Source organism: Clostridium carnis, from assembly GCF_054657435.1.
In genome coordinates this window covers 1,736,917-1,759,942 of sequence record NZ_BAAHYS010000001.1, presented here as the reverse complement: position 1 = coordinate 1,759,942, position 23,026 = coordinate 1,736,917, and the positions used below count along the sequence as shown (strand labels likewise).

The 23,026-nt window shown below is 28.6% G+C and carries 16 protein-coding genes, 1 pseudogene and 1 riboswitch; of the genes and pseudogenes, 1 reads left to right on the top strand and 16 read right to left on the bottom strand.

Annotation, left to right across the window (positions count from 1 at the left end):
• Positions 1-5: 5 nt before the first annotated feature.
• The 9 genes from pcrA to ACYQ1T_RS08325 form a co-directional block, all read right to left on the bottom strand.
• Positions 6-2,252, bottom strand: coding sequence for a DNA helicase PcrA (pcrA, locus tag ACYQ1T_RS08365; RefSeq protein ID WP_459833912.1), 2,247 nt, complete (start codon positions 2,250-2,252; stop codon positions 6-8).
• Between the two features lie 584 nt (positions 2,253-2,836).
• Positions 2,837-3,553: a pseudouridine synthase gene (locus ACYQ1T_RS08360; RefSeq protein ID WP_459833910.1), complete on the bottom strand. Its 717-nt coding sequence runs from the start codon at positions 3,551-3,553 to the stop codon at positions 2,837-2,839.
• Positions 3,554-3,673: 120 nt separating this feature from the next.
• The gene (locus tag ACYQ1T_RS08355; protein WP_459833908.1) at positions 3,674-4,444 is read right to left on the bottom strand and encodes a lytic transglycosylase domain-containing protein; all 771 of its coding nucleotides are present in this window, start codon (positions 4,442-4,444) and stop codon (positions 3,674-3,676) included.
• 56 nt (positions 4,445-4,500) lie between these two features.
• Complete coding sequence (locus ACYQ1T_RS08350; protein ID WP_459833906.1) at positions 4,501-6,540, bottom strand: triple tyrosine motif-containing protein; 2,040 nt, start codon at positions 6,538-6,540, stop codon at positions 4,501-4,503.
• A 149-nt stretch (positions 6,541-6,689) separates the two neighbouring features.
• Positions 6,690-7,133 (bottom strand): YaiI/YqxD family protein, encoded by a 444-nt coding sequence (locus ACYQ1T_RS08345; RefSeq protein ID WP_459833904.1) that lies wholly within the window; start codon positions 7,131-7,133, stop codon positions 6,690-6,692.
• On the bottom strand, positions 7,133-8,485 hold the full coding sequence (locus ACYQ1T_RS08340) for a glucose-6-phosphate isomerase (protein ID WP_459833902.1): 1,353 nt from the start codon (positions 8,483-8,485) through the stop codon (positions 7,133-7,135). The genes ACYQ1T_RS08345 and ACYQ1T_RS08340 overlap by 1 nt, the downstream gene beginning before the upstream one ends.
• Before the next feature lie 268 nt (positions 8,486-8,753).
• Positions 8,754-9,089, bottom strand: coding sequence for a YmaF family protein (locus tag ACYQ1T_RS08335; protein ID WP_459833900.1), 336 nt, complete (start codon positions 9,087-9,089; stop codon positions 8,754-8,756).
• Positions 9,090-9,747: 658 nt separating this feature from the next.
• Positions 9,748-10,278 carry a hypothetical protein gene (locus tag ACYQ1T_RS08330; protein WP_459833898.1) on the bottom strand — a complete coding sequence of 177 codons (531 nt, stop codon included), beginning with the start codon at positions 10,276-10,278 and terminating at the stop codon, positions 9,748-9,750.
• Entirely contained in the window at positions 10,275-11,081 is an 807-nt protein-coding gene (locus ACYQ1T_RS08325) for an RNA-directed DNA polymerase (protein ID WP_459833896.1), read from the bottom strand. Before ACYQ1T_RS08325 ends, ACYQ1T_RS08330 begins: the two co-directional genes overlap by 4 nt.
• A gap of 117 nt (positions 11,082-11,198) precedes the next feature.
• Between ACYQ1T_RS08325 and ACYQ1T_RS08320 the strand changes: the two are divergent.
• Positions 11,199-12,346, top strand: a pseudogene (locus ACYQ1T_RS08320) (IS3 family transposase).
• Here the strand turns inward: ACYQ1T_RS08320 and ACYQ1T_RS08315 are convergent.
• From ACYQ1T_RS08315 to kdpB, 7 genes are all read right to left on the bottom strand, one after another.
• Complete coding sequence (locus ACYQ1T_RS08315) at positions 12,313-13,068, bottom strand: Fic family protein (protein ID WP_459836496.1); 756 nt, start codon at positions 13,066-13,068, stop codon at positions 12,313-12,315. The pseudogene ACYQ1T_RS08320 and the gene ACYQ1T_RS08315 sit on opposite strands and share 34 nt — an antisense overlap.
• Before the next feature lie 341 nt (positions 13,069-13,409).
• Positions 13,410-14,942 (bottom strand): glutamine-hydrolyzing GMP synthase, encoded by a 1,533-nt coding sequence (gene guaA, locus ACYQ1T_RS08310; RefSeq protein WP_459833894.1) that lies wholly within the window; start codon positions 14,940-14,942, stop codon positions 13,410-13,412.
• A gap of 146 nt (positions 14,943-15,088) precedes the next feature.
• Positions 15,089-16,540, bottom strand: a complete 1,452-nt coding sequence (gene guaB, locus ACYQ1T_RS08305) for an IMP dehydrogenase (protein WP_459833892.1) — start codon at positions 16,538-16,540, stop codon at positions 15,089-15,091.
• Between the two features lie 159 nt (positions 16,541-16,699).
• Positions 16,700-16,797: riboswitch (purine riboswitch) on the bottom strand.
• A gap of 172 nt (positions 16,798-16,969) precedes the next feature.
• Positions 16,970-17,662: a response regulator gene (locus tag ACYQ1T_RS08300; RefSeq protein WP_459833890.1), complete on the bottom strand. Its 693-nt coding sequence runs from the start codon at positions 17,660-17,662 to the stop codon at positions 16,970-16,972.
• The gene (locus ACYQ1T_RS08295) at positions 17,637-20,342 is read right to left on the bottom strand and encodes an ATP-binding protein (protein WP_459833888.1); all 2,706 of its coding nucleotides are present in this window, start codon (positions 20,340-20,342) and stop codon (positions 17,637-17,639) included. The genes ACYQ1T_RS08300 and ACYQ1T_RS08295 overlap by 26 nt, the downstream gene beginning before the upstream one ends.
• A gap of 13 nt (positions 20,343-20,355) precedes the next feature.
• Positions 20,356-20,949 (bottom strand): potassium-transporting ATPase subunit KdpC, encoded by a 594-nt coding sequence (kdpC, locus tag ACYQ1T_RS08290; protein ID WP_459833886.1) that lies wholly within the window; start codon positions 20,947-20,949, stop codon positions 20,356-20,358.
• A 10-nt stretch (positions 20,950-20,959) separates the two neighbouring features.
• On the bottom strand, positions 20,960-23,026 hold the full coding sequence (gene kdpB / locus ACYQ1T_RS08285; RefSeq protein WP_459833884.1) for a potassium-transporting ATPase subunit KdpB: 2,067 nt from the start codon (positions 23,024-23,026) through the stop codon (positions 20,960-20,962).

The following is a 23,026-nucleotide window of genomic DNA, read 5'->3' as shown; positions in this document are numbered from 1 at the left end:
TATATTTATAATAATTCTAACTTTGCAAAGGATAATAATAGCATTTTTATACCTTGATTATCAAATGCAATGGTTAATTTTTTATCTGATCCTGTATCTGTTATTGAAACTATTGTTCCAACACCAAATTTTTCATGTTTTATTTTTCTACCAACTGTAATTTCTCCTAAATTATTAGCTGATGTGTTATTTGATACCTTATTTGCTACTGAAGATCCAGAATGCCCTTTATTTGTATTCATATTACTTCTTAAACTATGAGGATTACTATAAGCTGAATTTTTTTGGAACATTTTATTTCTTGATGCAACAGATCCATTATCTCCAGTAACATATTCCTTAAGATCTGATTTAATTTCTGCAATAAAATCAGATTGTGCATATGCAACTGTTCTACCAAATTGTCTTCTTACTTCTGCTGAAGTCATAAATAATGTTTCTTTTGCCCTGGTTATGCCAACATAGCAAAGTCTTCTAGACTCTTCCATTTCTGATTCCTTTTCAAAAGATGCGCTTCCAGGGAATATACCATTTTCCATCCCAACCATAAATACAACTGGGAATTCTAATCCCTTAGCACTATGAACAGTCATTAAAACTATAGTATCATCATCGTCTTCAAGCTTATCTGTATCTTGAACTAATGATACTTTTTCTAAATATGCCATTAAACTTTTATCTTCATTAGTCTTCTCAAAATCAACAGCATCTGATACTAATTCTTTTAAATTTTCTATTCTACTTTTATCTTCTATTTCCTTTGATTTTTCAAGTTCTGAAATGTAACCTGTCTCTTTAAGTATTGTTTCAATAAGTACTGATACTGGTACTGTTTCTGATAAATCTATAAAGTTATCCATCATTTCCATAAACACTTCTATTCCTGAACAGTTTCTAGCTGTAAGTGTTGGAATATTTCTAACCTCTCCTAGTGCATCCCATAATGGTAATTCATAACTATCTGCAAAGTCTACTATTTTATTTATTGTCGTATCTCCAATGCCTCTTCTAGGAACATTTATAATTCTTCTAAGACTTATACTATCTGTTGGATTAATTAATACCTTTAAATAAGAAATCATATCCTTAATTTCTTTTCTATCGTAGAATCTAGTACCACCTAAGATTTTATACGGAATAGATCTTCTTCTAAGACTTTCTTCAAATATACGTGACTGTGCATTAGTTCTGTAAAGTATAGCAAAATCTTTAAACTTTTTATTTTCATCACTTTTTATTTTATTTATTTGAGTTGCAACAAACTCTCCTTCATCGCTATCTGAGTACGCTCTATAAATTTTTATTTTACTTCCTGACTCCTGTTCTGTTCTAAGAACCTTGCTTTTTCTATTTGAATTATTAACTATAACAACATTTGCGGCATCTAATATATTTCCCTTTGAACGGTAATTTTGCTCTAGTTTTATAACTTTAGCATTCGGATAATCTTTTTCAAACTCTAATATATTAGTAATATCTGCCCCTCTCCATTGATATATACATTGGTCATCATCACCAACTACACATATATTTTTATATTTTTCAGCAAGCAGTCTTACAAATTCATATTGAACTCCATTTGTATCTTGATATTCATCTACCATAATATATTGAAATTTTCTTTGATAAAATTCTAGTGTTTCATTATCTTTTTTAAATAGCTCAACTGTTTTACATATTAAATCATCAAAATCTAGTGCATTATTTTCTTTAAGTCTTTTTTGATACATTTCATAAACATCTGCTATTTTCTTCTCTCTAAAATTACTCTCATTTTCTCTCATAAAGCTTTCTGGACTTTGCATATTATCCTTAGCTCTACTTATTTTCCCCATTATCTCTTGCTCTGTAATGTCCTTATCATTTATATTAAGGTTTTTCATACACTCCTTTATAAGAGTCTTTTGGTCTGATGTATCATATATAGTAAAACTTTTTTTATATCCTAACTTTTCTATTTCTCTTCTTAAAATTCTTACACATGTTGAGTGGAATGTTGAAATCCACATATCATTTGCTCTTTCACCAATTAAGACTTTAACTCTCTCTTGCATTTCCTTAGCAGCCTTATTTGTAAATGTAATTGCTAATATTTTATATGGTAGTATTCCTAAATCATCTATCATATGTGCCATTCTATGTGTTAAAACTCTAGTTTTACCTGATCCTGCACCAGCTAAAATTAAAACTTGCCCATCTATAGTTGTAGCACCTTCATATTGTTCTTTATTAAGTAATGTCTTTAAATCCATATTTACAGACTCCTTTCATATTACTAACATATTATAACATACATACCTTATATATTCTTGCCAAAACCATGAAATTTACAATCTAAAGACTATATTTATAAAAATAGAGAAAGTTGTCTTTAACTTCAACTTTCTCTATAAAATACTATTTGCTATTATAAAGGTATTTTATCCATCAAATTCTTAAATATAATAAATTTGTCGATTTTTAGATATTTTTATTTCATTTTGTTACAGAAGTGATTTTTTTCTTGCATAAAATTAATTAATATTTTTCTCATAATCTTACTATCTTATACTCTTTAATACATATAATCTTCTTAAAATAATAATTGTTATCGTTTTCTAAAAGTTCTTTTGTATTTGTAAACATTTAAATTTGACATAACAAAAAAACGCAACCCTTGGGGCCAGGTTGCGCTTTAGCAATAAGCAATAAATAAAAAGGGGGCTATTTATTCCTTTTATTTATCCTTGCAAAATTATTATAGTCCATACATTCATAAAATGCAAGATATTTTGAGAAAATTATTGTAAACTCTGTCATTTATGAATGTTTAAATTTCATTTTAATTAAATATTCGTTAAAAACTTTTTAAAATAGCAACTTCTTCATCTGTTAATTCTCTATATTCGCCTTCTTCTAAATCATTATCTAGTGGTAATGTTCCAAATTCCGTTCTTTTTAAATATACTACCGACTTTCCTACAGCCTCAAACATTCTTTTAACTTGATGATATTTTCCTTCTTGGATAGTTATACTTACTTCTGAGCCTTTATCCGAAGCACTTATTATTTCAAGTTTAGCTTCTTTACAAGTATATCCATCATCTAAAGTTATTCCATTTTTAAATTTTTCTACATCACTTTCTACTACTTTTTTATCTATTTTTGCATAATATACTTTATCAACTTTCCACTTTGGAGATATTAATCTATGATTTAGTTCTCCATCATTAGTCAATAAAAGTAATCCTACTGTGTCTTTATCTAATCTTCCAACTGGAAATGGTTCAAACACCTGATGATCTATTTCTAATAAATCAATTACAGTTTCATCTCTATTATCATAAGTAGCAGACACAACTCCATCAGGTTTATTCATCATTAAATATATAAACTTTCTATAAAAAATCTCTTCTCCATTTATAACAATCTTATCTTTCTCAGGATCAATTTGTAATCCATTATCTTTAACTAAAATATCATTAACCTTAACTAAGCCTTTTTTTACTACTTGCTTAATTTCTTTTCTTGTTCCGTATCCTAAATTAGATAAAACTTTATCCAATCTTTCCATTTAAACACCTCATTTTAATTCTTTATATCTTATTTTCTTCATATAGTCTTTATTTTATTATTAATCTAAAAAAAGTACAACTTTTATATTAAAATAAAAAAAACGGCATAGCCGCTTTTTTTAAAATCCATTTCTATAGTAGTTCATTACTTTAGGAACATAATGTTGAGTTTCTGATGGCATCTTATAAAGATCTGTTGGTGAGTTTACTCCTCTTCTTGCCATATTACCTGGTCCTCCATTATATGCCATTAAAGCCATTTCCTTATTTCCATCAAACATATCTAAATATTCTTTAATATGTCTAACTCCACCTTCTACATTTTGCTCTATATCAAATGGATCAGTAACTCCATATGCTTCTACATTAAAGTCCATCAATTGCATAACTCCCATTGCCCCTGCTGAGGAAACTACATTCGGATCAAAGTTTGATTCTTGCTTTATTATTGCTAGAATTAATTTTTTATCCACTCCGTACTTAGTTGAATATTTATCTACAGCTGAATATATCTTATCAATATTACTTTTCTTTTCTTCACTACTTACTTCTTTAATTGACGTATCGGCATATTCAGATGCTTTATAATTATAAGCTTGTCTACTTTCATTTAATCTATTATTACCTTCTGAATCTAAAAATAACTCTCCTGTTAAAATAGATTCTTTTCTCATTCTCATAGGTATTGTATCTATTCTTTGTCCTGTTCCTGTTGGAGTTATTATATTATTTTCATTACTATCATCACCTATAGAGTCCTTTTTACTCTCCATTTCCTTAAGTAATGCTTCATATACTATTTCAAACTCTGGACCATCTCCTATTGCTTTTTTAAGTATTTCTTTATTCATTGACATGCCCATAAATTCTTCAATCTTAGGAACTTTCATACTTTTACCCCCAAATTTTTTTCTCTAGTTTATTTATCGAAAATAAATATAATATCTTAAGACGTTACTTCAAATTCAATATTGTCATAATCTTCATAATTATTCTTTTTATAATAACTTTTACTTAGAACTAATACTCTATACTTTCCCTTTGAGAATGGTAAGAAAGTATAGTAATTCTTTCTACTATATTCTTGAACTCTAACCCAATTTCCTTTTTCCATTATATAAAATTCATAACATACTTCTTTTCCACCAATACTACTAACTTCAAAGGTTATCTCTTTTCCTTCTTCAATTTTATTATCTACTATTTTTATCTTTGTCTCTCTTACTGGTAATGCTTCATGTACATAAACAGAGATTTCCTTTTTACAATCATAACCTTCTTTGCATTTTATATTTTTAGCATATATTTCAAAAGTATATTTTCCTGGGCATTTGGGTTTCACTCTAAGCCTTCTACTTGTTATATAATCAGTATCTTCTATCTCATGTCCATTTATCTTAGTTACATATCTTAATAAAATACTTTTTGTATTTTGGACTATAGACTCAAGTTCAATTACGTCTCCAACTAAATATGTTTCTTTTGAGTCTAATAGTACATAATCTATTTCTGCATCAGGATATTCTTTAACCTTAAAGTATATAAATTCATGACTATCATACTCTTTAGAAGAATACTTATCTAAAACCCTTACTTCGACTTCATATTCTCCATTTTCTTCTGGGGTAAAATTAACCCAGTTTGTACCTCCATAGCCTGATCTTTCTTTTTCCTTTCCATCTTTATATACTAAGAAACTATATTTTAAAGAAGTACCCCCTTCTGCCTTAACCTTTATATTAATTGGCTCTCCAACTATACAATTCCTTGTTTTAGTTGCTATAACATCAGTAATTTTAATAGGTTTTTCTCCTTTTTTATCTATATTAAATAAAACTGTTTTTTTATCTTCATATTCTTCTTTATAAGAAATATCTCTTACTTGTAAAGTAACTTTATATTCTCCCTCTTTGATAGTTTCCCATTGAAAAACATTAGACCTAATATATCCAGTATCTTCTGCAATAGGACCTTCTATTATATATCTATAAAGTAACTCTTTTCCTCCATCTACTACACTTTTAAATACTATATTATTTCCAGCCATTTGTGGTGAATTTGCATCACTTGAAAATTTTTTTATTTTTATATCAGTATAAGGTTTAACATTATAAAGCATAATTGCTCTATCATCATATTCCTTATTTGAAAAAATATCTCTAACTAAACATAATAATTTATAGTCTCCTTTTTCTTTTTCTGAAAATCTTACTATTTTTCTAGTAGAATAATCTTGAAGACAATTTATTCTACCATTTTTATCTACTCTTAAAAACTTATAAAGAAGTGTCCGATTTTCATCACAGTTGCTTCCTACTTTAAATAAAAGCTCTTCATTTACTAAAAGTTCTTCATTTAAACACTCAAAACTATTTATTTCAATAGGAGTATTTTCCTTAACTTTAAACCTTACAGTTGTAAAATCATCAACATTTTCTTCTGAATTTGGCATTTTACATTCAATTAATATCTCCTGTTCTCCTGGATTAGCTCCTGTAAATGTTATAAAATTTTCTCCATTATAATCTCTTAATGGTTCCCACCCTTGTTTTCCTTTAATCCAAAATCTATATAAAACAAGTTTTCTTTTTGATTTTACTTCTATTTTTATCTTTTCACCTAACTTTAAAGATGTTTTATCTAAAAAAACATCTTCTATAATTTTTTTATCATTATTAGTTTCCTTTTCTAAATCTTCCCCATCAATAGCTTTAATTTCATAAATAGCCCTTTCCACAAAATCAAAAGGTTTAGTTGAACCCTTCTTTTTACCTTGAACCATAATTAAATACTTACCAACTCCATCTGGTCTCCATTTGCACTCTTTGCTAAAAGAAAAGTCCTGTATAGGCTTCCATTTACCATCACACCCTTGAAGAAATTTGAATTTTTCAAACTCATCTTCATTTGATATTAATTTTATATTTATTTCATCCTCTATTAATGCAGGACTTTGTTTATCAAAATCTATAAATATCTCACCCATTTATTTTTTCACCCTCTACACTTTGTTATAAACCCTTTTTTTCTCATTTATGCCTATTTCTATTATACAGTTTACATAATAAAATATAAACCGAATTTTGTCAGCGTAATAAAAAAATAAGGATAAACTATAGTTCATATTTCTACAGTTTATCCTCTTATATTACATTCTATGACTTTTCTCAAATTCCTTTCAAGCCTTAAATCATCATCTTTGCTTCGTTTCTTTGGATTAGATGTTCTACCTCCAGCTCTTCTAATTTTTTGAGAAATATGTCTCTCTTCTAGCATTCTATCTATATTTTCCTCTGTATATAAATAGCCTTTAGGGTTTATAACATTTGCCTTTTTCCCTAGGCAAATAGCTGCAACTCCATAATCTTGACTTATTACTACATCATTCGCATTACTATTATTAACTACATACATGTCAACACTTTGAAATCCACTATCAACCACTTTAACTTCACCATATTCAAGATTAATAAAATGATGAATATCACAAAAAACTAATAATTCTAAATGGTATTCTTTTGCTATTTTTTGAATAATGGAGATACCTGGACAGGCATCTCCATCTACAATAACTCTCATTATTTTAATTTAGCTTCTAATTCTGATTTTAATTCTTCGTATCCTGGTTTTCCAAGTAAAGCAAACATGTTTTTCTTGTAAGCTTCAACTCCTGGTTGATCAAATGGATTAACGCCTAAAATATATCCACTTATAGCACAAGCTTTTTCAAAGAAGTACACCATATATCCAAAGTAATATGCGCTCATTTCTGGAATATTTAATACCATATTTGGTACTCCACCATCATTATGAGCTAGTAATGTTCCCTTAAAAGCTTGCTTATTAACGAAATCTATAGTTTTTCCTGCTAAGAAGTTTAATCCATCTAAATCTCCTTCAGCTTTATCTATAGTCATTTCTCTCTTAGCTTTTTCTACATTAAGAACAGTTTCAAACATTATTCTTGAACCTTCTTGAATGAATTGTCCCATTGAGTGTAAATCAGTTGAGAAATCAACTGCTGCTGGGAATATTCCCTTTTGGTCTTTTCCTTCTGATTCTCCAAATAATTGTTTCCACCATTCATTGAAATAGTGTAAACCTGGTTCATAGTTAACTAATATTTCTACTTTTTTACCTTTATTGTATAATGCATTTCTCATAGCTGCATATTTATAACAATCATTACTCTTTAAGTCTGGAGTAGCATATGCTTCTCTAGCATCAGCAGCTCCTTGCATCATTTCATCTATACTAATTCCTGCAACAGCTATTGGTAATAGACCAACTGCAGTTAAAACTGAGAATCTTCCACCTACATCATCTGGAATAGAGAATGTTTCATATCCCATTTCATTTGAAAGTGATTTTAATGCTCCTCTGCTCTTATCAGTAGTTGCAAATATTCTTTCCTTAGAACCTTCAACTCCGTATTTATTTTCCATATATTCTTTAAACACTCTGAAAGCTATAGCAGGTTCAGTTGTTGTACCTGATTTTGATATAACATTAACACTTATATCTAATCCATCTATAGCATCTAAAAGATCAGCTAAATATGTTGAACTTATGTTGTTTCCAACAAAGAATACTTGTGGAGTTTCTCTTTTTTTACTTCCTAATACATTATAAAAATTACTATTTAACATTTCTATTGCTGCTCTAGGTCCTAAATAAGATCCACCTATTCCTATAACTATTAAAGCTTCAGAATTTTTCTTAATTTTTTCAGCAGCATTTTTTATTCTTGCGAATTCTTCTTTATCATAATTAACAGGTAGATCTAACCACCCTAAAAAGTCATTTCCTGCTCCAGTCTTTTCATGAAGAACATCATGTGCTCCTCTTACCATTGCTTCCATATAATCTAGTTCATATTGTTTTGCATATGGTTCTACTTTTGATAGGTCTAATGTTAAACCTTTATTCATAATAATACCTCCAACTTTTCTGGAATTTTTTATTCATTTATAACAAATATATTATATCATATTTTATAAATTCTTCATAAAAATTAATGATTTTTTATTACTAAATTTTCTAATATTATTTATAATATTGCACAATTTAAATATATTCAATACTTATTTTTATCATTTTGATTTTTCATATACATAAAACATAAAAATAATTAAGGTAACTAGATATCTGTTTTAGAAATCATAGTTACCTATTATAATTTGTTTTAAGTTATTAAATTTACTTATTTTCTATTGGATTTTCAATTAAAGTTGCAACTATAAATGAATGTCTATGACCATCTCTACATTTTGTAACTGCATAAACAAAATGCACATGTCTTCCACATCCTACTGGTATTGGTGGACCAGTAATTACATCAATTTCATGAAAATGATTATTGAAAAAATCTGTTTTTGTTTCTATACGATGTCTATGACCATCACATCTTTGAATTACTTCTCCAGTTACACCTGCAAAACGATGATTATGAACATCTTCTTCTCCAATTTCAGCTAATCTTACACTTCCAACAAATTCATGAACATGACTTTGTGTTCGTTCATTACATGACATAACTTACATTCCTCCTCGTTAGTTCTATACTATATAGTACTAATAATATGTTAATTTGGTTACTATTTAATCTTATACTTTTTGTTAACAAATTTATTTTTCATACTATCTCTTTTTTAGAATTTGTAAAATTATTTTTAGATTTTTCTGTATTATAATTTCTTTAAAATAAAAAATGGTTTCACGTAACTAAAAACGTTACGTAAAACCATTTTTAAATCTATTTTTATTCCCACTCAATAAATTTATTCTTATTGAAATCCACTTATAATCAAGCCTTACAAAAATTTTTCTTATTTTGGTGTGTTTTATGGTGGGAAACCTTATTTATTATAATAATATTTTTCACAAAATAGAATATTTAATTAATTTAAACTCTATTTTAAACGAATGTTGATAATAAAACGTATAAAAGTGAATAAGTCAATTTGTCCGCTTTACTTAATAAAAATATATAGCATCAAAGAAACTAGATGAATTAATTTAGTACGCTTTAAACTTTTATTTTTTCAAAGCTAATATATATAGTTTAATAAATATTTTAATTTCTATTTTCACTCAATATTACCAACAATATATTCCACCTTGTCCACAGTTCTTTTTGATTTTTTATTGACATTTTAGTGATATTTAACGTTAACAACACCAATGTAGCTTTTTATAAACTACTCCAATAAAGGGAAGGCAAATTTTCTTGATAGTTTTTGAAAATACTTCTTTGTCTCGTCTTAAAAGTAATATTTCTAAGAAAATCCTTTTTATTTATATCCCATTCAAAGAATTGATCATTACTATTCTTTAAATAATCTACAAATAAATTCCCCATTGTCTCTCCAGCTGTTGTCCCGGTTCCAGTTTTTAATACAGAAATAATGGAATCAATTGCATTTTGCTCATCTGTTGTTAGAAATGATGCCTTATTAAATATAATAATCCACCAAAATTCTCTATACGTGTAAACACTATCTTTTTGAACTATTGCCTCTATTCTTTCACTAAGTGTACTTCCTATAATATCTCTAATTTCTTTGTAATAACGCTTACTATATTTAGAATACATTAAGTATGAGGCCCATAAAATTGGATTATCTTTTTCATGCAAATCTAGAACAATATTTTTTTCTTGTCTATATGGAATTTCAATCTTAGCCTGACAGCAAAATAAAATTAAATTAATTATGTCGCTCAAATTAGCTTTATCAAACACAAACGCATATCGATTAAATAAATTTTGTAATTTATCTTTTTTTCAAATATATCATATTCATCTCGAACATAACTAATAATTGATAATAGCTTTTGAGTATTTCCATAGTTCGGGAAAAAAGAATAGACATAAAAAGCTAAATCCAAAAAATCAAAGATAACACTTTCAGAAATGTTATCTCTAAAAATATTAACATTATCCTTATTTCTGCCAACCTTATTTAACAAAGTTCCCAAGAAATAAGCAACTATTGTCCTATCCTTAACTTCATATTTACATATCAACTCATTAAACTGATTCATTATAGTTCTCTTACTTGTTGATAACACCATACTCTTTAATAAATGCGGTTTAATTATTTTCTCTGACTCTTCTTTATCATCTTCTTTATGATAATTCTCCACAAAAGCCTTCTGTTCATCATGAGAATAGAATAACAACGTACTTGCCCTATTGGTAAAAAGATTTGTATCATTAAGCCAACCTTCCAAAACAAATGGAACCTTACTTTTATATAATTTCCCTTCATTAAGTCGTAATAAATATTTGCGAGAAGCTTCTCCATATAAATCAACTATTTTACTTGCTAACTTTTCAGATTCTGCAAAAATAAATATATCATCAACATAACGGTAAATATTATAGTTTTCTCCTACCACAAAATTTTGATTTAGAAGCAAACTATATACATCTCTATCTATAGTTTGTAATAATATTTCCGCTACCATTCTAGAATACTCAGGACCAACGACTATTCCATTTGATGTTCTTGCATTAATATTCATCAAAATTCTATCTATAGAAGTATATATACTCCCATTTTTTGGTGTTAGTATAAAGTAGTGGACACATTAAGTCGAACTAAGTAAAATTATATTTAGTTAAGAAAGGATGTGTCCATTATGGGAAGTGGCAAAAGGTATGATCAAGAATATAAAAATATGATAGTAGATTTATTTAAATCAGGAATGAGCTTAGCAGAGCTAAGTAGCGAATATGGCATTGCAAAATCAACAATCAACGGCTGGGTTAAAGATGTAAAAGAAGTTAAAATAGATGAAAATGAATCTATGACACTTAAAGAAGTAAAGGCTTTAAAAAAGGAAATGGCAAGGATTAAAGAGGAAAATGAAATATTAAAAAAAGCTATGGCCATATTTGCAACAAGAAATTAAATCAAGTAATACTATTTATAGATAATAATAAAAACAATCATGATATTAAGACTATGTGTACCGTTCTAGGCGTAGCCAGAAGTACATATTATAAATCTTTTGATAAAATTAAATCTTCAAGAGCAATAGAAAATGATGCATTAAAAGCAGCGATTACAAGGATATATAAAGCTAATAAAGGGATATATGGTGCTCCTAGGATTCATCATATACTTGGTACAGAAGGCTTTAATGTGTCAATAAAGAGAGTTCAAAGAAAAATGACTGAACTTGGTCTTTGTGCAATAACTGTAAAAAAATATAAGCCTCATTCAAATAAGAAAGTAGCAGAAGATTTAGAAAACGTTTTAAATAGAGATTTTGCAACTACTTCTATTAATGAAAAATGGGTTGGCGATATTACATATATTCATACTATCAAAGATGGTTGGTGCTATTTAGCTTCAGTTCTTGATTTACATTCAAAAAAAATAATTGGCTACGCCTTCGGTAAAAGAATGACTAATGATTTAGTTATTAAAGCTTTAAAAAATGCCTACTACAGCCAAAATCCAGATAAAAATAAAAATTTAATATTTCATACAGATTTAGGCTCTCAATATACTAGTAATGATTTAAAAGAGCTATGTATACAGTTTAATATTATACAATCATTTAGTAAAAAAGGTTGTCCATATGATAATGCTTGTATAGAATCTTTTCATTCTTCAATAAAGAAGGAAGAAATCTATAGAAATACATACAGTACCTTCGAAGAAGCCAATATAGCGATATTTAAATATATTGAAGGCTGGTATAACAGAAAAAGGCTACACTCTTCTATTAATTACATGACTCCAAATCAATGTGAATTATTAGCTAGAGGTGTAGCATAAAAAAAGTTTGACTTTTTGTGTCCAAGATATTGACGTAAGACCACTTTCTGTTTATTCAAATATTCAATCAACTGTCTTACATTATCATTTGTAGATTCACCTAAAGCTTTTTTATATTCAGTTGAACTTTCACCATTCATGTATTTAAGTGGTAATGTATTATCAAGCAATTGTTTTAAAAATATAAATCTACCTATTCTCCCATTGCCATCTTGGAATGGATGTATCCTTTCAAATTCTAAATGAAATTTTGCTATATCTTCTAAAGTTACTTCTTTTAGATTATTAAATTCATTTATTAAAATATTAAGTTTATCTTCAACTTCCCAAGGATTCGCAGTATCAAAGTTAGCTCCTAATATTTTATTGGAATACTTCTTAAAAACACCTGCCAAACCTAAATCGTACAATCTAGTTCTATACATTAAACTAGCATGCCACTCTTTTATCATTTCTAAAGTTAAAGGTTTATCTAAACTATCAATAACTAAATCAAATGTATAAAATGAATTAACAGTTTCCTGTACATCATCTAAAGTATGCGTTCCTGTAACTATATTTTTTTCCATAAGCATTTGTAACGCTTCTGTTGTAAATGTACTTCCTTCTATTTTATTTGAATGATATATAAAATCATATTTTAATATCTCATTTAATGAATTATGAATTCCCTTTGTTTCTTTTAATATTTTTAGAAATCTATCATAATATTCCTTATTCATTCTAATCCCTACACCTCCATTAATTAAATTTCTCATATCTTCTATTTTAAAATTTATAATACATTCAGTAATCCTTGTAATATTATTATTTAATATATTTATATTCTATAATAAAGACTTTCTTAAGTACATATTATAGAGCAATTATCCTTTAACCTTTTTATTTAATGCCTCAAAGCTAAAAAAAATTATCAGCTTTCACTATCACTATTAATTCACTTTTAAATAATTTTGGTGAGTAATTTGGTGGGGAACTATATAAAAATAAGCCTATTTTATAGATTATTAATTAAAATAAACGCTATAAAACAGGCTTTATTGCTTAAACTAATATTTAGTTATTATTCCCACTCAATCGTTGCTGGTGGTTTTGAAGTTACATCATAAACAATTCTGTTTACTCCTTTAACTTCATTAACTATTCTTCTTGATACTAAATCAATTAATTCATATGGTATTCTTGCCCATTCTGAAGTCATTGCATCACTTGAAGTTACTGCTCTTAAAGCTATTGTATGTGAGTATGTTCTTTCATCTCCCATTACTCCAACTGATTTTATATTTGGAAGGCAAGCAAAGTATTGCCATATAGTTTCATCTAAGTTTGCATTAGCTATTTCTTCTCTGAATATAGCATCTGCTTCTCTTACTATTTCAAGCTTTTCGTCAGTAATTTCTCCAAGAACTCTTATTGCTAAACCTGGTCCTGGGAATGGTTGTCTCCATACTAACTTATGAGGTATTCCTAATTCTTCTCCGACTGCTCTTACTTCATCTTTAAATAGTTCTCTTAAAGGTTCTATAAGATCAAATTGCATATCTTCTGGAAGTCCTCCAACATTATGGTGAGACTTAATTGTAGCTGAAGTTTCTGTTCCACTTTCAACTATATCAGGATATATTGTACCTTGAACTAAGTAATCAATAGCTCCAATTTTATTAGCTTCTTCTTCGAATACTCTAATAAACTCTTCTCCTATTATCTTTCTCTTAGTTTCTGGATCTGATACTCCCTTAAGCTTTCCTAAGAATCTATCAGCAGCATTAACTCTGATTATATTCATATCAAATTCTTTTTTGAATACTCTTTCAACCATATCTCCTTCATCTTTTCTTAAAAGACCATGATCTACAAATATACAAGTAAGATTATGTCCTATAGCTCTATGTACAAGCATTGCTGCAACTGATGAATCAACACCACCTGATAAAGCACAAAGTACTTTCCTATCTCCAACTAAGTTTTTTATTTCTGCTATTTTATCTTGAGCAAATGAAGCCATAGTCCATTGATTTCCAAGTCCACAAATATTGTGTAAGAAATTAGAAAGCATCTTTTGTCCAAATGGAGTATGTTCAACTTCTGGATGGAATTGAACGCCATAAAGCTTTCTTTCTTCATTTTCCATAGCTGCAATTGGACACACATCTGTATGACCTACTATTTTAAATCCTGCTGGAGCTTGTGCAACATAATCTGTATGACTCATCCAACAAATTTCTTTTTCTTCTATTCCTTCAAATAATCTTGATGTATTATCTAAATTAACATTTGTCTTTCCATATTCTCTAACTGGTGCAGTTTCAACTTTTCCACCTAGCATATGTGCCATTAATTGATCACCATAGCAAATTCCAAGAACAGGAATTCCTAAATCAAATATTCCCTCTGCAACTTTAGGTGTATTTTCTCCATAAACACTGTTAGGTCCACCTGTAAAAATTATACCTCTTGGATTTTTTTCTTTTATCTTTTCTATTGTATAAGTATAAGGAATTATTTCGCAGTATACACCACATTCTCTTACTCTTCTTGCTATTAATTGATTATACTGTCCACCAAAATCAACAACCAAAACTAATTCTTTCTTCATGGGTTTCCTCCAATTAAGTTATTTTATTTATATTATGTAATATACAAAATGAAAATTCAACTTTTTTAATTTTCATACTATGCCTAATACTTTAATTAAGTTTTAGAGATAACTCTATCTCTAAAACTTAATTTATAAAAATATTATTAATTTCCACTATAATTTGGTGCTTCCTTAGTTATATTTACATCATGTGGATGACTTTCTTTAATTCCTGATGCTGTTTGAACAACAAATTGTGCACTTTCATATAATTTTTCTAATGTTGGTGCTCCTAAGTATCCCATACCTGATCTTATTCCACCTATTAATTGGTATATAGTATCTGCAACATATCCTTTATATGCAACTCTACCTTCAACACCTTCTGGTACAAATTTCTTTGTTCCATTTTGGAAGTATCTATCTCCTGAACCTTTTTCCATTGCTCCAAGAGAGCCCATTCCTCTATAAACCTTATAGCTTCTTCCTTGATATATTTCTGTTTCTCCTGGTGCTTCATCACAACCTGCAAACATTGATCCCATCATTGCAACTGCTGCTCCACCAGCTAAAGCTTTAACTATATCTCCTGAGTATTTAAGACCTCCATCAGCAATTACTGGAACTCCATACTTTCTTCCTTCTTCAGCACAATCCATAACTGCTGTTAATTGTGGTACTCCAACACCTGCTACTATTCTTGTAGTACAAATTGATCCAGGTCCTATTCCAACCTTAACACAATCTGCTCCAGCTTCTATTAAATCTCTAGTTGCATCTGCAGTAGCTATGTTTCCAGCTATAATTTGTAAATCTGGATATTTAGCCTTTATAGTTTTAACTCCATCTATAACACCTTTTGAATGCCCGTGTGCTGTATCTAATGTAATAACATCTACATTTGCTTTTACTAAAGCATCTACTCTTTCCATCATATCCTTAGTTATTCCAACTGATGCTCCACATAATAATCTGCCTTTTTCATCTTTTGCAGCATTTGGGAATGCTTTAGCTTTTTCTATATCTTTAATTGTTATAAGTCCTTTTAAATTGTTTTCTGAATCAACTAAAGGAAGCTTTTCAATTTTATGCTTTTTTAATATTTCAAGTGCTTGTTCTAAAGTAGTTCCTTCTGAGGCTGTAACTAATGGGCTTTTTGTCATAACTTCTGAAACTAGCTTTTCATAATTTGTTTCAAACACAATGTCTCTATTAGTAATAATACCAACTAATTGAGTTCCTTTAGTTATAGGTACTCCAGAAATTCTATATTGGGACATTAATTCTAATGCTTCTCTAACTGTATGATTTTCTGATAAAAATATCGGATCAGTTATTACACCATTTTCTTGTCTCTTAACTCTATCAACTTCTTTTGCTTGCTGCTCTATGGTCATATTTTTATGTATTATTCCTATGCCACCTTCCCTTGCCATAGCAATAGCCATTTTTGACTCAGTTACAGTATCCATACTAGCGCTCATTAAAGGAATATTTAATGTTATTTTTTTTGTTAACTTAGTCTTTAAACTTACTTCATGAGGTAATACCTCTGATCTATTAGGTACTAGTAACACATCATCAAATGTATAAGCTGTTTTAATAATTTTAGCCATCTATTTCATCCTCCTATTTCATGAATATTTTCTTGCATTTTATTTTAATTATGAATGTTAAATTTCTTTAATTATCTATTTTTAAGTATAAAAAAAAGCACATTAAGCTTCTAAGTGAAGTTAATATGCCTACTAACCTAGAGTTCACCCCTAGACAATAGTTATATCAAATCCACTCATAGTCGGAAATTTAAGGTTTCCGGTAGATACTCCCTGCCATATTCAGGGGATATACGAGTAATAAAATGTGCGACTCTTTTTAAGTTAAAATTATTATATATCTAGGCTTTAGGGTTGTCAATAAGTTTGCAATTTTTATTTCAAATATTTTTTATATTTTGATTTATATCATTCCATTTAATAAAAACATTCTATTTCTATGGAATATCTATTACAATTTTTTTAATAGAATATTATTGATATTTTACATTATTTTCTTATTAGTCTATATCCAACACCTATATGTGTTTGTATATAATTGTTTTTATTAGAGTTTTTTTCTATCTTTTTTCTTAGTGTTGCCATGAAAACTCTTAATGAAGGTATATCTCTTTCATATACAGCTCCCCATATTTCTTTAAGAATATAAGTATGTGTAAGAACTCTTCCTACATTTTTAGCTAATAAACATAATAATTTATATTCTATTGGTGTCAAATGTGTTTCTTCTTCATCTACAAAAACACAACCTGAAATATAATCTATCTTTAAACCTCCATTTATAAATTCAGTACTATCTTGTTTTTTATTATTATCATAATTCATTTTACGGATAGCTACTCTTATTCTAGCTAAAAGTTCATCTACACTAAATGGTTTTGTAAGATAATCATCTGCACCTAAGTCTAATGCTTCTATTTTATCTTTATCTTCACTTCTAGCACTTACAACTATTATAGGACAATTCGACCATGTTCTAACCTTCCTTATTATTTCCATACCTTCTATATCTGGTAATCCTAAATCTAAAATAATAATATCTGGTTTATTTGATGTAGCAATTAAAATTGCTTGTTCTCCATTTTTTGCTGTAAAGCATTCATAAGAGTGTACCTCTAAGGTTGCAGATATAAAATTTCTTATTGCTTTGTCATCTTCAACTACTAAAATTGATGTCCCCATTATTTACCTCCGCTTGTAATAATGTAAATCCTATTACTGTTCCGTTAGGTTTGTTATTTCTAACGTATATTTCTCCTCCATGAATATCTATTATAGACTTACAAAGTGCTAAGCCTAACCCAAGCCCCCTTCTGCTATCCCCTTTATTCCCATTACCAGTAAAGAACATATCAAAAATACATTCTTGATCTTTCTTACTTATTCCTATCCCATTATCCAAAACCTCTACTATTACCCTTTTATTTTTAATAAATATATTTATTTGAATTTCCGTTCCTGGTTCGTTATATTTAATAGCATTATCTATTATATTTATCATAACTTGAACTATTAATCTTACATCTACATCTACCATTAAAAATTCATTTCTCAAGTTAACTTTTACTTTATACTCTGAAATTTTACGATTAACATGTTCAAGAGATTCATTAATTATATCCTCAATTAACTGTGGCTCTTTATTTAACTTTACATTACCATTATCTAATCGAGATACTGATAATAAATTCTCAATTAAATTTATTAACCAAAGAGAATCATCATAAATATCTAGTATTAATTTTTTCTTTATATCTTCACTGAACTTATTATTTAATATAGAACTGGCACTTCCTGATATGCTTGTAAGAGGTGTCCTTAGATCGTGAGAAACTGCTCTAAGAAGGTTTGCTCTAAACCTTTCATTTTCAGCTTGCATTAAAGCATTTTTTTTAGATTCATTTAATATATATTTTTCTATAGCAAATGAAATTTGACTAAGCATAGCTTCCAATAAAGATTTTTCACTACTATCTACAACCTCATTTTCTCTCATTACTACTCCTATTACAACCATAACATTATTTTGTCCTATTAATGGTATATACATAGCTTTTGATCCTGGAAGTGTATCAGTACTAACCCCTGCTCTTTTTTTATTTTTTATTACCCAGCTCACTACCGCTTTTTCTTCTTCACTTATATATTTTTTATTTATTTCGCTTCCATCATCAAATTTATAGTTATATATACCCTGTATATTTTCATTAACAACTTCATATATTATGATTGGCTTTTTTAAAAATTTATATAGTTGCCTTTGTGAAGTTAATATAATATCTTCTAAATTATTTGTTCTCTCTAAATCCCTACTAGCTTCTAATAGTATATTAGTTCTATTTGCAATAACCGCTGATACATTAGCTTGATATTTAGCTTTATTAGTTAGAGTACTTGTAACTAATGCAGATGTAAGCATTATAATAAATGTAACCCAATATCCTGCCTCATAAAAATCAAGTGAAAATCTAGGAATTGTAAAAAAGAAATTGAAAAGTAAAACACTTATTAAAGATGCTATTCCACCATATATCATTCCATCAGTTTTATTTGATATTAATAAAACACCTAATATGAATACTGTTATTATATTGGCTTCACTGAAACCAAGTTTGTATAACAAGGTACTTATTGCTAGAGCTAAAACTAATATAGTAACAGTCTTAAATATATCTTTAGTTGATAATTCAATATTCCTAGCTTTATATTTACTCCTAGATACAATATCCTCATTATCTGGTATAACATAAATATCTATTTCTGGAGCTAACTCTACTATTCTATCTACATATCCAAGCTTAGAACCAATAAAAGCTCTTCTTCTTTTAGTTCTTCCAATAATTATTTTAGATATACCACTTAACTTGGCAAATTCTGCTACTTGATATGGGATATCATCTCCATATACAGTTTCTACATTTGCACCTAATTCTTCTGCCAATTTTAAATTTTCTCTGAGCTTTTGAATATTTTTTTCATTTAAATCTTTCGAAGATATAGTTTCAATAAAAAGAGCTGTAAATTCTCCATGAAAGGCCTCTGCCATTCTAGCTGCAGCTCTTATTACTTTTGCATTAGATGGAGATGAGCTTAAACAAACTAAAATATGCTCATTTGTGTGATATATACTTTTACTATAAATTTTATTAATAACAACTTCTTTATTTACCCTATCAGCTGTTTCTCTTAATGCAATTTCACGTAATGCTACCAGATTTTCTCTAGTAAAAAAATTGCCTAATGCTTTTTTAGCTTGATTTTCTCTATATATTTTGCCTGAATTTAATCTTTCTATAAGATCTGATGGTTCAATATCTATTAATTCAACTTGAAATGCTTCATTAAAAAATCTATCTGGAACACGCTCTTTTACAACAATATGAGTAATTGATGCAATTATATCATTTAAACTTTCTATATGCTGAACATTTACCGTAGTATAGACATCAATTCCAGCATTTAAAAGCTCCTCTATATCACTATATCGTTTTTTATGCCTTAATCCTATTGCATTTGTATGAGCTAATTCATCTACTAATATAAGCTCTGGTTTTCTTTTTAATGCTCCATCTAAATCAAATTCCCTTAAAGTTATCCCCTTATATTTAACCTCAATATTTGATAAAAGTTCTAATCCATCTAAAAGAGCTAATGTTTCTGGTCTTGTATGTGGTTCTATATAACCTACAATCACATCTATTCCTGATTTTTTGCAAGCATGAGCTGCATCTAGCATAGCGTAGGTTTTCCCTACCCCTGCTGCATATCCAAAAAATATTTTAAGCTTACCTTTTCTATTTTCTTTTTCTTCATCTTTTATTTTTTTTAATAAATCTTCTGGATTAGGACGAGTTTCCTTCATTGATAGCACCTCATTATTTTAATATTCCATCTAAAGCAAGATTAACTTGTAATACATTTACAGTTTCTTCTCCAAATACTCCAAAAGTTCTACCCTTAGTATATCTTTCAATTATTTGATTTACTTCATTAATATTTATATTACGGACTTTTGCAATTCTATTTACTTGATATTTAGCAGCTGCAACTGATATATGTGGATCAAGTCCACTTCCTGAAGATGTAACTAAATCTACTGGAATAGGTTCAGCATCTTTATCTGGATTTTCTAATTTTATCTTATTAATTCTATCGCTTACTATTTTTTTATATTCCTCACTTGAAGGACTTAAATTTGAAGGGACTGCATACATTAATGAATTTCCATTATCATCTGTAAATGTCTTTGTATCTAAATTTATTATACGTCCCCATAAATATTTATTTCCTGTAAATTCCTGAGCCAGCAATACGCTACCATATTTTTTCCCATTTATTTCTATAATACTACTATTAGCTTTATCTTTAAATATTAATTGTGAAATACCTGTTATAAAAATTGGATATATTAATCCACATATTATTGTAAATGTTAAAATAAATTTAAGTGCTTTATTTATAACTTTCATAATTTTCCTCCTAAACTAGACCTATAGAAGTTATTAGTATATCTATAATCTTTATTGCTATAAATGGGGCTATTATACCACCAAGTCCATATACTAAAAGATTTCTTGATAATAACTTGCTCGCTGGAACTTCTCTATATTTTACACCCCTTAATGCCAATGGAATAAGAGCTACTATAATCAGAGCATTATATATAACAGCCGAATATATTGCACTTTCGGGACTTCTTAGTCCCATTATATTTAAATTCGATAATTCTGGATAAAGTCCTATAAATAGAGGTGGTATTATAGCAAAATATTTTGCTATATCATTTGCTATACTAAATGTTGTTAATGCTCCTCTTGTCATTAGAAGTTGTTTACCAATACGAACAATCTCTATAAGTTTAGTTGGTGATGAATCTAAATCAACCATATTACCAGCTTCTTTAGCTGCTTGTGTTCCTGTATTCATAGCCACTGCCACATCTGCTTGAGCTAGTGCCGGAGCATCATTTGTTCCATCTCCAGTCATTGCAACTAAATGACCCTTCTTTTGAAAGTCTTTAATCATATCTAGCTTTCCCTCTGGAGTTGCTTCAGCAAGAAAGTCATCTACCCCAGCTTCTGCTGCAATAGCTGCTGCTGTAAGAGGGTTATCTCCAGTTATCATTATTGTTTTTATTCCCATTTTACGAAGGTCTGCAAATTTTTCTTTTACTCCCTTTTTAACGATATCCTTTAAGTGTATTATTCCTAATACCTTACCGTTTTTTGCTACAATTAATGGTGTTCCTCCTACATTTGCTATTAATCTAACTTTTTCTTCACACTCTTTAGAAAAAACTCCACCTTTATCTATAACATATTTTTTTATAGCATCTGCAGCACCCTTTCTTATTTCATTTCCTTTAAAGTCCACTCCACTCATTCTTGTCTTAGCTGTAAATTTGATAAATGTTGCATTTAGACTTCTCATATCTCTTCCTCTAATTCCAAATTGCTCTTTAGCTAAAACTACTATACTTCTTCCTTCTGGAGTTTCATCTGCTAGTGAAGATAATTGTGCTGCATCTGCAAGCTCTTTTATATCAACTTCATCTACAGTTATAAATTCACTAGCCTGACGATTTCCAAGAGTTATTGTTCCTGTCTTATCTAACATTAATATATCAACATCACCTGCTGCCTCTATAGCTCTACCACTCATAGCAAGTACATTTGCCTTATTTAATCTACTCATTCCAGCTATTCCTATTGCTGATAAAAGTGCTCCTATAGTTGTTGGTGCTAAACAAACTAATAATGCTATCAATGAAGTTATTGATGTTGTATTTACTATATCTACTTGATTAGAAATAAATTCTGAATAAAAGTATAGTGAAACAGTTACTATAAGGAATATTATTGTAAGTGAAACTAATAATATTTCAAGAGCCTTTTCATTTGGTGTTTTCTTTCTAGCTGCCCCCTCAACCATAGCTATCATCTTATCCATAAAGCTTTCACCGGGATCGTTACTTACACTAATTATAAGCCAATCTGAAATTACTGTTGTACCACCTGTAACGGCACTTCTATCTCCACCACTCTCACGTATAACTGGAGCTGATTCGCCAGTTATAGCACTTTCATCTACTGATGCTGCACCTTCTATTACATCTCCATCTGCTGGGATTTGTTCCCCAGCATAAATAATAACTATATCCCCTTTTCTAAGATCTGTAGAGTTTACTTTTATTTCTTTATCTCTTTCTTCTAAAGAAACTATTTTTTTTGCAATAACATCTTTTTTTGCTAAACGTAGTGCATCTGCTTGTGCCTTACCTCTCCCCTCTGCTATTGCTTCGGCAAAGTTTGCAAATAAAACTGTAAACCATAATAAAATTGTTATACCTAATATAAAACTCGGCGAATTATCTCTTATTCCAAATAAAGATACAAAATATAAAATAGTTGTTATAATTGAAGCTATATATACTATAAACATAACTGGATTCTCTTTTTGTGTATTAGGATTTAATTTTATAAAAGAATCCTTTATTGCTCTTTTTACCATTTTTTTATCAGATAGAAAACTATTTTTCTTATTCAT

Excerpts from the sequence above, each read along its gene's own strand:
- pcrA (WP_459833912.1), bottom strand. The coding sequence starts at position 2,252 with ATGGATTTAAAGACATTACTTAATAAAGAACAATATGAAGGTGCTACA.
- ACYQ1T_RS08360 (WP_459833910.1), bottom strand. The coding sequence starts at position 3,553 with ATGGAAAGATTGGATAAAGTTTTATCTAATTTAGGATACGGAACAAGA.
- ACYQ1T_RS08355 (WP_459833908.1), bottom strand. The coding sequence starts at position 4,444 with ATGAAAGTTCCTAAGATTGAAGAATTTATGGGCATGTCAATGAATAAA.
- ACYQ1T_RS08350 (WP_459833906.1), bottom strand. The coding sequence starts at position 6,540 with ATGGGTGAGATATTTATAGATTTTGATAAACAAAGTCCTGCATTAATA.
- ACYQ1T_RS08345 (WP_459833904.1), bottom strand. The coding sequence starts at position 7,133 with ATGAGAGTTATTGTAGATGGAGATGCCTGTCCAGGTATCTCCATTATT.
- ACYQ1T_RS08340 (WP_459833902.1), bottom strand. The coding sequence starts at position 8,485 with ATGAATAAAGGTTTAACATTAGACCTATCAAAAGTAGAACCATATGCA.
- ACYQ1T_RS08335 (WP_459833900.1), bottom strand. The coding sequence starts at position 9,089 with ATGTCATGTAATGAACGAACACAAAGTCATGTTCATGAATTTGTTGGA.
- ACYQ1T_RS08325 (WP_459833896.1), bottom strand. The coding sequence starts at position 11,081 with ATGAATATTAATGCAAGAACATCAAATGGAATAGTCGTTGGTCCTGAG.
- ACYQ1T_RS08315 (WP_459836496.1), bottom strand. The coding sequence starts at position 13,068 with ATGAATAAGGAATATTATGATAGATTTCTAAAAATATTAAAAGAAACA.
- guaA (WP_459833894.1), bottom strand. The coding sequence starts at position 14,942 with ATGAAGAAAGAATTAGTTTTGGTTGTTGATTTTGGTGGACAGTATAAT.
- guaB (WP_459833892.1), bottom strand. The coding sequence starts at position 16,540 with ATGGCTAAAATTATTAAAACAGCTTATACATTTGATGATGTGTTACTA.
- ACYQ1T_RS08300 (WP_459833890.1), bottom strand. The coding sequence starts at position 17,662 with ATGGGGACATCAATTTTAGTAGTTGAAGATGACAAAGCAATAAGAAAT.
- ACYQ1T_RS08295 (WP_459833888.1), bottom strand. The coding sequence starts at position 20,342 with ATGAAGGAAACTCGTCCTAATCCAGAAGATTTATTAAAAAAAATAAAA.
- kdpC (WP_459833886.1), bottom strand. The coding sequence starts at position 20,949 with ATGAAAGTTATAAATAAAGCACTTAAATTTATTTTAACATTTACAATA.
- kdpB (WP_459833884.1), bottom strand. The coding sequence starts at position 23,026 with ATGAATAAGAAAAATAGTTTTCTATCTGATAAAAAAATGGTAAAAAGA.